Below are 10,295 nucleotides of genomic sequence, written 5' to 3' on the forward strand. Positions count from 1 at the left end.
GGCTCGACACCGAGCCGGCGGTCATTGGCCGCAAGTACTGGGTGCGCCACGGCAACCGCTGGGTGCAGGCGCGCATCACCGCGATCGAGAGCCGGCTCGACATCCACACGCTGGAGGCGATCGATGCGCACCAGCTGGCCGTCAACGAGATCGGCCACGTGATCGTCGAGACGCAGCAGGCGCTGCCGGTCGAGGCGTACGCGTCGAACCGCGTCGGCGGCTCGCTGATCATCGTCGACCCGGCGAGCAACCGCACCAGCGGGGCGCTCTTGGTCAATGAGTGTTCGTCTTCCTGAGAGGCTTGCCCGCGCCATGACTCCTTCCACGCATTCCCTTGTCCGGCCACGTCTCGGCCATGCCGACACCAACGCCACCGCCGTGGCACGCGGTGTGACGTGTCTCAACGTGGTGAAGCACCCCAGCCTGGTCTCGGCGGCCGAGCGGCGCGCCCTGCTCCACCAGCAACCGGTGACGGTCTGGCTGACAGGCCTCAGCGGCGCAGGCAAATCCACCTTGGCCTATGCGGCGGAGCGCCGGCTGCACGCCCAAGGGCAGCTGGGATTCGTGCTGGATGGCGACAACATCCGCCACCATCTCAGCAGCGATCTGGGCTTCTCGCCTTCAGATCGGCGCGAGAACATCCGGCGTGTGGCGGAAGTTGCCGCCTTGATGAACGACGCCGGGCTGATCGTGTTCACGGCGCTCATCTCGCCACGGCAGGAGGACAGGGAACAAGCGCGATCCCTCATCGGCGAAGCGAGGTTCATTGAAGTCCATGTGAGCACGGCACTGGCCGTCTGCGAAGCGCGGGACCCGAAAGGACTCTACGAAAAGGCTCGAACGGGAGCCATCGCCCATTTCACCGGCGTGTCGGCGCCTTACGAGACCCCACAGTCTCCCGCGCTGCGCATCGACACGGACTTGTGCAGCCTCGACCAGTCAGCGCAGAAGCTGATGGACTTTCTCGTCAGTCGCTGCGCCCTCGTGTCATGACATCGATCGGGCCGTTCGCGTTGACGGACCGCACGGGCACCCTGCCGGTGGTGGACCTGTTCAATGGTGACGCCGACGGCATCTGCAGCCTGCACCAATTGCGCATGGCCGAGCCGCGCGCAGGGCGCCTCGTCAGTGGCGTCAAGCGCGATATCGACTTGCTCGGGAAGCTGGGCGACACGAACCCGCCCAGCGACATCACCGTGCTGGACGTCTCGTTCGACAGGAACGAAGCCGGCGTGCGTCGCGCACTGCAGGCCGGTGGGCGCGTACGCTACTTCGATCACCATTCGGCACGCAGCCTGTTCCACCACCCGCGGCTTGAAAGCCACATCGACCCTTCCGCGGTTGTCTGCACATCCTTGCTGGTGGATCGCACCCTGGCCGGCCGCTTTCACGAGTGGGCCATCGTGGGCGCCTTCGGCGACAACCTGGTCGAGGTCGCGCGCAGTCTTTGCGCGCAGCGCGGGCTCACCATGAACCAGAGGGCCAACCTGGAGCAGCTGGGGCAGCTTCTCAACTACAACGCCTACGGCGAGGCCGTGGAAGACCTGCACTTCTCGCCGATCGACCTCTATCGCGCAGTGCACGACTTCGAGAGCCCATTCGGCTTCATCGCCGACGCAGACGAATATCGCCGCCTGGCCGCCGGCCGCGCCGAAGATCAGCATCACCTCGAGACGCTCGCACCCCATTGGCGAAGCATCGATGGCGACGTCTACCTGCTGCCGGGCACGGCATGGGCTCGGCGGCTGTCCGGAACGCTGGCGAACCGCCTTTCCCACGAAGAGCCACATCGATCGTTCGCGGTACTCACGCGCCGTTCGGACGGTCACTTCCTGGTCAGCGTCCGCTCTCCCGCGCAGCGTAGATCGGCGGAAGCGTTGTGCCGCCTCTATCCAGGCGGCGGTGGGCGGCATGCAGCCGCCGGCATCGACCGTCTGCCGGTGATCGAACTGGAGCAGTTCATCGCCGACTTTTCAAACCACATCACAGGGAAATCGTCATGACCCATCAGCCCTCCATCTCCACGTCCCATCCGGGTCGCCCCCGCCCGCTTCTGATGGTGCCGTTGCGTCGATGCGGAAGCCACGCGCTGAGACTCAGGCTGAATTTCAGTGAAGGCTTCTACTCGCCTTACCCCCTGCACATCGTCGATTTCATGCCGCTGGTGCCCCTTTATGGCGATCTGGCCGAGGACCGCAACTACTTCCAGCTCGTCGTCGACATCGTCGGCTTGCAAGCCGCCAGCATGGTGAAGTGGCCCGACGTGGCGTTCGATCCGGGCGAGATCTTCGACGCCATCAAGGACGAGAAACGCAGCGTGCACCGCGTGGTGTGGGAACTGCTCCTGCGCAGCGGCGAACGGCACCATGCCCGCGTCGTGATGGACAAATCGCTCGACAGCATCCACTACGCCGCCGAGATGATGGAGCTCTTTCCCGACATGCTGTTCCTGAACGTGGTGAGGGACCCGCGCGCCCAGGTGGCTTCGATGAACCGCGCGATCATCCATGACTTCGACAGCACGCTCAATGCGATGACGTGGGTCGCCGCGCATGATGCGGCCCAGCGTCTCGTCCACGCGCATCCGGCCCGCGTACTCACCATCCGGTACGAGGATTTCCTCGCTGACCAGGAGCTTGTCCTGCGCGGCATCTGCGACTTCATCGGCCTGGACTTCCTTCCGCAAATGCTTGACGTGGCGGCTTCCACGGAAGCACGGCAGATGTCGAAGCTGTCGGATCTGTGGTCATCCAACTGCTTCGGTCCCATCCCGGCCAACCGGGACAAGTTCAAGAGCCAGTTGAGCGTCGACGAGATCGGGATCATCGAGACGGTGGCGAGAGAGCACATGCGCTCCTACGGCTATGAATTCATGACCGATGCGAACGCTCCGATTCCAGACGAAGCGGTTCTCGCCTCTCGCGCGCAGCGGTCCGCCCTGGGTCGAGCGCAAGCATGGAGCCAGCTCAGCAACACCAACTACCGCGACTTCGTTCTGCGACGGGTCAGGGCGGACCACCTCGCCGCCGTACGCGAACGCCTGAACCAGGCGCACCCCTCCCGGCTTCATGTCGCGACCGCGCCAACATGAAGATTGGCATACCGCACGGGCCCACTTCCGGCCTTCGACGCTCCCGCTGAGGCGTACCCTGCGGCGTAGCGCTTGCTCCGGTGTCGCCTGCCCGTCGAGAGGTTGTGCGCTGCAACATCGCCTGGCGACATACACCGGATCGAGTACACCCCATGCAGAAATCGGCCCTTTCAACCGCGCGAGTGGCAGGCCTCGCCGTCGGGCTGCTCGGCGCGACCCTGGCCGTGCACTGGGTGTTTCAGGTGGGCGTCATCGCGCACCTCATCCCCGGCTCCGAGCACGCGGGCATCGTCAACCCGCTGCTCTTCGTCGCGGCGAGCATCTGCCTGTTCAACGCCTCGCGCCCCTCCAGCCCGGCCGCCTGGCTCACCCGACTCTCCGCCCTCTGCATCGCCGCCCTGATCGCGCTGCCCCTGGCCTATCTGTTCGAAGGAGTGACAGGCATCGGCCTGGGCATCGACATCGTCCGTGCCGGCACCGTCCCCACGGCGACCCATCCCCATCCCGGCCGGCTGTCCGCGAACGCGAGCCTGGCATTCCTGCTCAGCGGTATCGGCTTCTGGCTGAACAGGCAACGCGCCACCCGGCCCCGCCAGCTCGTCTTCCTGACGCTGTCCCTGGCCGTCTCCCTCATCGGCCTGGGCGGACTCGTCGGTTATTTCGTAGGCCTGGAGACGCTGTACCGGGTGACTGCCTTCAACCGGATCCTGCCGATCACCGCGTTCGGGCTCTCGGTCGTCGGCGCCGGCCTGTGGATGCTCCACGTGGCATCCCAGGCGCTTGAACCCAAGACGTTGCAAGAGACCGAGCAGCGCATCAAGCGGCGCTCGACCGCGGTCCTCACGCTGGTCGCCCTGGCGGGTGGCGTTGCGGGTTTCGGGGTGATGCGCGATACCTTCGAGCGCTCGGTCGCGAAAGACATGCTGCTCATCGCCAGGACGAACGCCACATCGCTGGCCCACACCATCGAGGTGAGCCTGTGGTTCCCGAGAGCCGTGGCAACGCGGCCGGCCGCGCGCCAGGCCCTGGACACGCTGAGCACGGCGCCCGACGACGCGATGGCCAAGGAGTTCCTGCAGAGGGTTGCCGACAGCATCCTGACCACCGACCTGACGGGTGTGGAGTTCTACGCCGCGAATGCCACACGCGTGGCGCATGCGGGCTCCATGACCTCCGCGAAGATGCAGGTCATCCAGCGCCTGTCGAACACCGGGTCGACGACCATCCTGGCCTGGAAGGACGGCTACCTGCTCCTCACGGAAACCGATGTCCTCGTCGGGGAGCGCCACGTCGGACGGGTGCTCACCGAGCAGCGCATGCCGCTGTTCGATCGCCTGCTGGAGGACATCCGGGCGTCCCGCGACACATCCGACGTGGCGATCTGTGGCCACGAGAAGGACAAGCTGGTCTGTGCGCCGAACCGGTTCAGGCCGGCCGGATTCGAGCTGCCGATGTTCGACGCGGCCGGCAGCCCCGCCCTTCCGGTGGCAAGAGCCGTGCTCGGCGAACAGGGCGTGCAGTTCCTCGATGACCGGCGCGGCAGCCCTGTCCTCTCGGCCTTCGCGCCGATCAAGGATTTCGGGCTCGGGTTCGCGGTGCGAACCGATGTCGAGACGCTCTATGCGCCGATGAGGTCACGCCTGAACCTGCTTGCGCTGGCGCTTGCCGGCATCGTCGCGCTGGCCATCTATGCCCAGTACAGCGAAGTGAGGCCGGTGCTCAGGCAATTGGTCGCGAGCGTCTCGGCTGCCGAGGCCGCGGAACAGGCGGTCCGCGCGAGCGAGCATCGGCTGCGCATGGTGACCGATCACCTGCCGGCACTGATTTCCTACCTCGACTGCGATCTGCGCTTTCGCTTCGTCAACCGGACGTATCAGCAATGGTTTGGCGATGCAGCGGCGCCACAGATCGGGACGAGTGTGCGGGAGTTCTATGGCGAGCAGGCCTGGGTGGATATGGAGCCCCAACTGCGGGCCGCCCTGGACGGCCAGGAGGTTGCGTACGACCGGGAAATGGTGCGCCCCGAAGGCCGTCGCCATGTCCAGGTCACGGCCGTTCCCGATCGCGACGAGCARGGCAAGGTCGTCGGGCTGTAYACCCTCGTCGCCGACGTCACCTCGTACCGCGAAGCGCARCGAGCGCTCCAGGAGAGCGAGGCSCGTCTGCGCACGGTGGCCGATGCGCTGCCGATGCGYGTGGCCTACATCGACGCCGACGAGCGCTACCGATTCAACAACCTGGCCTACGAGCGAGGYTTCGGCCGGCCGCGYGACGAGMTCCACGGGCAGACCGTGCGCGCGCTGCTGGGCGATGCGGCGTACGGCAAGGTCGAGCCGCACATTCGCGCCGCGTTGCGGGGAGAGGCTGTCACGTTCCAGAGCGAGATGACCAAAGGCAGCCATGTCTGCTACGAGGCGCAGTACATCCCGCAGCTCGCCGCCGACGGCAGCACGGTGCTGGGCTTCCACGCCGTGGTCAGCGACATCACCCGCCAGAAGCTCGAAGAGAAGCGGCTGATCGAGCTGGCACGCGTGGACCCGCTCACGGGCCTTGTCAATCGCGCCGGCTTCGAGTTGCGCGTCGCCGAGGCGATGGAGCGCTGCCGCGCCACGGGTGCACTGATGGCGCTCATGTACCTCGACATCGACCGGTTCAAGCAGATCAACGACCGACACGGACACAACGCGGGAGACGCACTGCTGCGGGGCTTCGCGGACAGGCTGTCCCAGACCTTGCGTTCCAGTGATACCGTCGCCCGCCTGGGCGGCGACGAGTTCACGGTGATCATGGAAGGCCTGCCGACGCCGGAGATGGCCGCAACCGTCGCCGCCAAGATCGTCCAGGCCATGAGGACGCCGTTCGTGATCGACGAGCAGACGATCGATGTCACCACCAGCATCGGCCTGGCGTTCTACCAGGGTGACGCCACGACCGTCGAGGCGCTCGTCCGGCAGGCGGATGTGATGCTTTACCAGGCCAAGGGCGCGGGCCGCAACAACGTCCAGGTGGCGCTTCGTCTTGTCGAAGGGGGCAAGGCCCCGAAAGCTCGTCCGACTCAGTGATCGGCACATCGAGGATGACGGTCGATCGATCGACTGAGTGCGTGGCGCCGTTCTTCACAGGTCGATTGGTGGAGCGGGTGAAGGGAATCGAACCCTCGTATGAAGCTTGGGAAGCTGCCGTTCTACCATTGAACTACACCCGCAGCGGGCGCGATTCTAGCGCGTGCTCGGGCACAATTCGGCCCCCTGCCCTCCAGGCACGCGTGCCGAATTGCCATGACCGCCCCCACCGACCCCACCGTTCCGCTGCGCGGCATCAAGAGTTTCGTGCTGCGCGCCGGCCGCATGGGCACCGGCCAGATGCGCGCGCTCGAGACGCTCGGGCCGCGCTACCTGATCCCGTATGCGCAGCAGCGCTTCGACCCGCAGGCCGCGTTCGGCCGCGCCGCGCCGCTGGTGCTGGAGATCGGCTTCGGCATGGGCGACGCCACCGCGGCCATCGCGCAGGCGCTGCCGGGCACCGATTTCCTCGGCGTCGAGGTGCACACGCCCGGCGTGGGTGCGCTGCTGAAGCACATCGGCGAGAAAGAGATCGCCAACCTGCGCATCGTGCAGCACGATGCCGTCGAGGTGCTGGAGCACATGATCGCGCCCGGCTCGCTGGCCGGCGTGCATGTGTTCTTTCCGGACCCGTGGCACAAGAAGAAGCACAACAAGCGCCGGCTGATCCAGGCGCCGTTCGTCGCCAAGCTCGCCGCGCACCTGGCACCCGGCGGCTACCTGCATTGCGCGACCGACTGGCAGCCCTATGCCGAGCAGATGCTGGAGGTGCTGTCGGCCGAGCCCGCGCTCGCCAACACCGCCGCGGGCTATGCGCCCAAGCCGGCCTATCGCCCGCTGACCAAGTTCGAGAACCGCGGCCTCAAGCTCGGCCACGGCGTCTGGGACCTGGTGTTCACGAAGCGCTGATCAGCCTTTGGGCGACGCTGCCGACGCCGCGCTCGGCGGCACGAAAGGCCCCGGGTCGACACAGTGGGCGGGCTTCTTCGCCCTCGCACCCGACGCCGCCGGCCCGTAGCTCGGTGCCCGCTTGCCCGCCTTGCACTGCTGGAAATCCTGCAGCTTGCGCGCCCAGGCGGCGCGCGCCGCGCCCTCGTCCTCGGGCGCCGCCATGCTGGCCGCTGCCGCCAACAACGCCATCGTTCCGACAGGCATCCAGCGCATGCGCATTCCTCAGGTGGTCTTCGAGATCGAGATGGTCGGGAACTTCGACGAGAAGTCCTTGGACCGCTGCGCGATCTTCGCGGCCAGTTGGCGCGCGATCGCCTTGTAGAGCCCGGCCGTCTCGCCGTCGGGCTCGCTGACCACCGTCGGCTTGCCCGAATCGGCCTGCTCGCGGATGGACAGCGCCAGCGGCAGCGCGCCCAGGTAGTCCATGCCGAACTCGGCCGCCATCTTCTTGCCGCCATCGGCCCCGAAGATGTGCTCCACGTGCCCGCAGTTGCTGCACACGTGCACCGCCATGTTCTCGACGATGCCCAGGATCGGCACGCCGACCTTCTCGAACATCTTGATGCCGCGGCGCGCATCGATCAGCGCGATGTCCTGCGGCGTCGTCACGATCACCGCGCCGGTCAGCGGCACGCGCTGGGAGAGCGTCAGCTGGATGTCGCCGGTGCCGGGCGGCATGTCGACGATCAGGTAGTCCAGGTCGCCCCAGTTGGTCTGCCGCAGCAGCTGCTCCAGCGCCTGCGTGGCCATCGGGCCGCGCCAGATCATCGCGTTGTCGCGCTCGACCAGGAAGCCGATCGAGATCACCTCGACGCCATGGTTGCGCATCGGCTCCATCGTCTTGCCGTCGGCGCTTTCCGGGCGGCCTTCCAGGCCCATCATCATCGGCTGGCTCGGGCCGTAGATGTCGGCGTCGAGGATGCCGACCTTCGCCCCCTCGGCCGCCAGCGCCAGCGCCAGGTTGGCCGCGGTCGTGCTCTTGCCGACACCGCCCTTGCCCGACGCCACCGCGACGATGTTCTTCACGTTGGGCAGCAGCTGCACGCCGCGCTGCACCGCGTGGGCGGTGACGCGGGTCGCGATCTCCACGTCGACCCGGCCGACGCCCGGCAGCGTGCGCACCGCCTGCTGCAGCGATTCGCGCAGCGCCGCGTGCAGGCTCTTCGCGGGGTAGCCGAGCTCCAGCTCGAAGCTCACGTCCGCCCCCTGGATGCGCAGGTTCTTCACCTGGCGGCCGCCGACGACGTCCTTGCCGGTGAGCGGGTCGTTGACGGTCTGCAGGGCAGCCAGGAGGGCGGATTCGGTGATGGTCATGGCAGGCAATCGGGTGGCGGCCGGCAGTCTAGCCCACACCCCTTCTCCCTCGGGCCGTCAAGCCTAGAATCGCCCCCTTCCCCCCGTTGATCCGGACGCCTCCGATGACCCGCAAGCTCTTCGTCACCACCGCCCTGCCGTACGCCAATGCGCCGTTCCACATCGGGCACATGATGGAGTACGTGCAGGCGGACATCTGGGTGCGGTTCCAGCGCATGGTCGGCAACGAGGTGCACTTCGTGTGCGCCGACGACGCCCACGGCGCGCCGATCATGATCGCCGCCGAGAAGGCCGGCAAGACGCCGCAGCAGTTCGTCGCCGAGATCGCCGCCGGCCGCAAGCAGTACCTCGACGGCTTCAGCATCGGCTTCGACAACTGGCACTCCACCGACGGCCCCGAGAACCACAAGCTGGCGCAGGACATCTACCTCGCGCTGCGCAAGGAGGGCCTGATCGCCGAGCGCACGATCGAGCAGTTCTTCGACCCGGTGAAGGCGATGTTCCTGCCCGACCGCTACATCAAGGGCGAATGCCCGCGCTGCGGCACCAAGGACCAGTACGGCGACAGCTGCGAGAACTGCGGCGCCGTCTACGCGCCCACCGAGCTGAAGAACCCCTACTCGGCGCTCAGCGGCGCCACGCCGGTGCTCAAGAGCAGCGCGCACTACTTCTTCCAGCTCTCGTCGCCGCGCTGCATCGAGTTCCTGAAGGACTGGACGCACACGCCCGGCCGCCTGCAGCCCGAGGTGCTGAACAAGATCCGCGAATGGTTCGCCGTCGACGAGCACGGCCACGGCGGCCTGGCCGACTGGGACATCAGCCGCGATGCGCCCTACTTCGGCATCCGCATCCCCGACACCGAGGACAAGTACTTCTACGTCTGGCTCGACGCGCCGGTCGGCTACCTCGCGTCGCTGAAGAACTACTTCGACAAGACCGGGCGCGACTACGACGCGTTCTTCGCCGACCCGGCGGTCGAGCAGGTGCACTTCATCGGCAAGGACATCACCTACTTCCACACGCTGTTCTGGCCGGCGATGCTGCATTTCAGCGGCCGCAAGACGCCGGACCACGTCAACGTGCACGGCTTCATCACCGTCAACGGCGGCGAGAAGATGAGCAAGAGCCGCGGCACCGGCATCTCGCCGCTGAAGTACCTCGAGGTCGGGCTGAACCCGGAATGGCTGCGCTACTACATTGCGGCCAAGCTGAACGCGAAGGTCGAGGACATCGACTTCAACCCCGACGACTTCATCGCCCGCATCAACTCCGACCTGGTCGGCAAGTACATCAACATCGCGAGCCGCGCCGCCGGCTTCCTCAGCAAGCGCTTCGGCGGGCGGCTGTCGGCCGACCTCGGCGTCGAGGGCCGCTCGCTGCTCGACGGCCTGCGCCACCACCGCCAGGCCCTCGAGACGCTCTACGAGGAGCGCGAGTACGGCAAGGCGCTGCGCGAGGTGATGCTGCTGGCCGACCGCGTGAACGAGTACGTCGACCAGAACAAGCCCTGGGACCTCGCGAAGAAGGAAGGCCAGGAGGCGGTGCTGCACGACGTGTGCAGCGTCTGCATCGAGGCCTTCCGCGTGCTGACCATCTACCTGAAGCCGGTGCTGCCGGCGCTGGCGGTGCAGGTCGAGGCCTTCCTGAAGGTCGAGCCGATGGTGTTCGCCGATGCGGCGCGCGCGATCGGCGGCCACACGATCGGCGACTACAAGCACCTGATGCAGCGCGTCGACCCGGCGCTGCTCGACAAGCTGCTCGAGCCGCCGGTCATCGAGCTGCCGCCGCCGGGCGGCGAGCCGCTCGCCCCCGAGATCAGAATCGAGGATTTCGCCAAGGTCGACCTGCGCATCGCGAAGATCGTCGCCTGCGAGGCC

General features: G+C 66.9%; 9 protein-coding genes and 1 tRNA gene. 7 read left to right on the top strand and 3 right to left on the bottom strand.

The window, feature by feature from the left end; all coding sequences use genetic code 11:
- From AC1DXV_RS25860 to AC1DXV_RS25880, 5 genes are all read left to right on the top strand, one after another.
- Positions 1 to 296, top strand: a 296-nt coding sequence (locus AC1DXV_RS25860; RefSeq protein ID WP_477936245.1) for an elongation factor 1-alpha C-terminal domain-related protein, incomplete at its 5' end; no start/stop codon positions are given.
- A 16-nt stretch (positions 297 to 312) separates the two neighbouring features.
- Entirely contained in the window at positions 313 to 993 is a 681-nt protein-coding gene (cysC, locus tag AC1DXV_RS25865) for an adenylyl-sulfate kinase (protein WP_477866499.1), read from the top strand.
- On the top strand, positions 990 to 2,003 hold the full coding sequence (locus AC1DXV_RS25870; RefSeq protein WP_477866497.1) for a hypothetical protein: 1,014 nt from the start codon (positions 990 to 992) through the stop codon (positions 2,001 to 2,003). The genes cysC and AC1DXV_RS25870 overlap by 4 nt, the downstream gene beginning before the upstream one ends.
- Positions 2,000 to 3,091 (top strand): sulfotransferase family protein, encoded by a 1,092-nt coding sequence (locus tag AC1DXV_RS25875; RefSeq protein WP_477866495.1) that lies wholly within the window; start codon positions 2,000 to 2,002, stop codon positions 3,089 to 3,091. The genes AC1DXV_RS25870 and AC1DXV_RS25875 overlap by 4 nt, the downstream gene beginning before the upstream one ends.
- Positions 3,092 to 3,243: 152 nt before the next feature.
- On the top strand, positions 3,244 to 6,153 hold the full coding sequence (locus AC1DXV_RS25880; protein ID WP_477936247.1) for a diguanylate cyclase domain-containing protein: 2,910 nt from the start codon (positions 3,244 to 3,246) through the stop codon (positions 6,151 to 6,153).
- 69 nt (positions 6,154 to 6,222) lie between these two features.
- On the opposite strand, the gene AC1DXV_RS25885 is transcribed toward AC1DXV_RS25880, so the two are convergent.
- A tRNA-Gly gene (locus AC1DXV_RS25885) sits at positions 6,223 to 6,296 on the bottom strand.
- Between the two features lie 73 nt (positions 6,297 to 6,369).
- Between AC1DXV_RS25885 and trmB the strand changes: the two genes are divergently transcribed.
- Positions 6,370 to 7,062, top strand: a complete 693-nt coding sequence (gene trmB, locus AC1DXV_RS25890; RefSeq protein ID WP_477868881.1) for a tRNA (guanosine(46)-N7)-methyltransferase TrmB — start codon at positions 6,370 to 6,372, stop codon at positions 7,060 to 7,062.
- Here trmB and AC1DXV_RS25895 read toward each other — a convergent pair whose 3' ends face one another.
- Both AC1DXV_RS25895 and apbC read right to left on the bottom strand, forming a co-directional pair.
- Positions 7,063 to 7,317, bottom strand: coding sequence for a hypothetical protein (locus AC1DXV_RS25895; RefSeq protein WP_477868883.1), 255 nt, complete (start codon positions 7,315 to 7,317; stop codon positions 7,063 to 7,065).
- A gap of 9 nt (positions 7,318 to 7,326) precedes the next feature.
- Entirely contained in the window at positions 7,327 to 8,418 is a 1,092-nt protein-coding gene (apbC, locus tag AC1DXV_RS25900; RefSeq protein WP_477868885.1) for an iron-sulfur cluster carrier protein ApbC, read from the bottom strand.
- A 104-nt stretch (positions 8,419 to 8,522) separates the two neighbouring features.
- On the opposite strand from apbC, the gene metG reads away from it, so the two are divergent.
- On the top strand, positions 8,523 to 10,295 hold a 1,773-nt coding region (gene metG, locus AC1DXV_RS25905; RefSeq protein ID WP_477936249.1), incomplete at its 3' end, for a methionine--tRNA ligase.

This window comes from Rhizobacter sp. P3_C12, assembly GCF_056402735.1.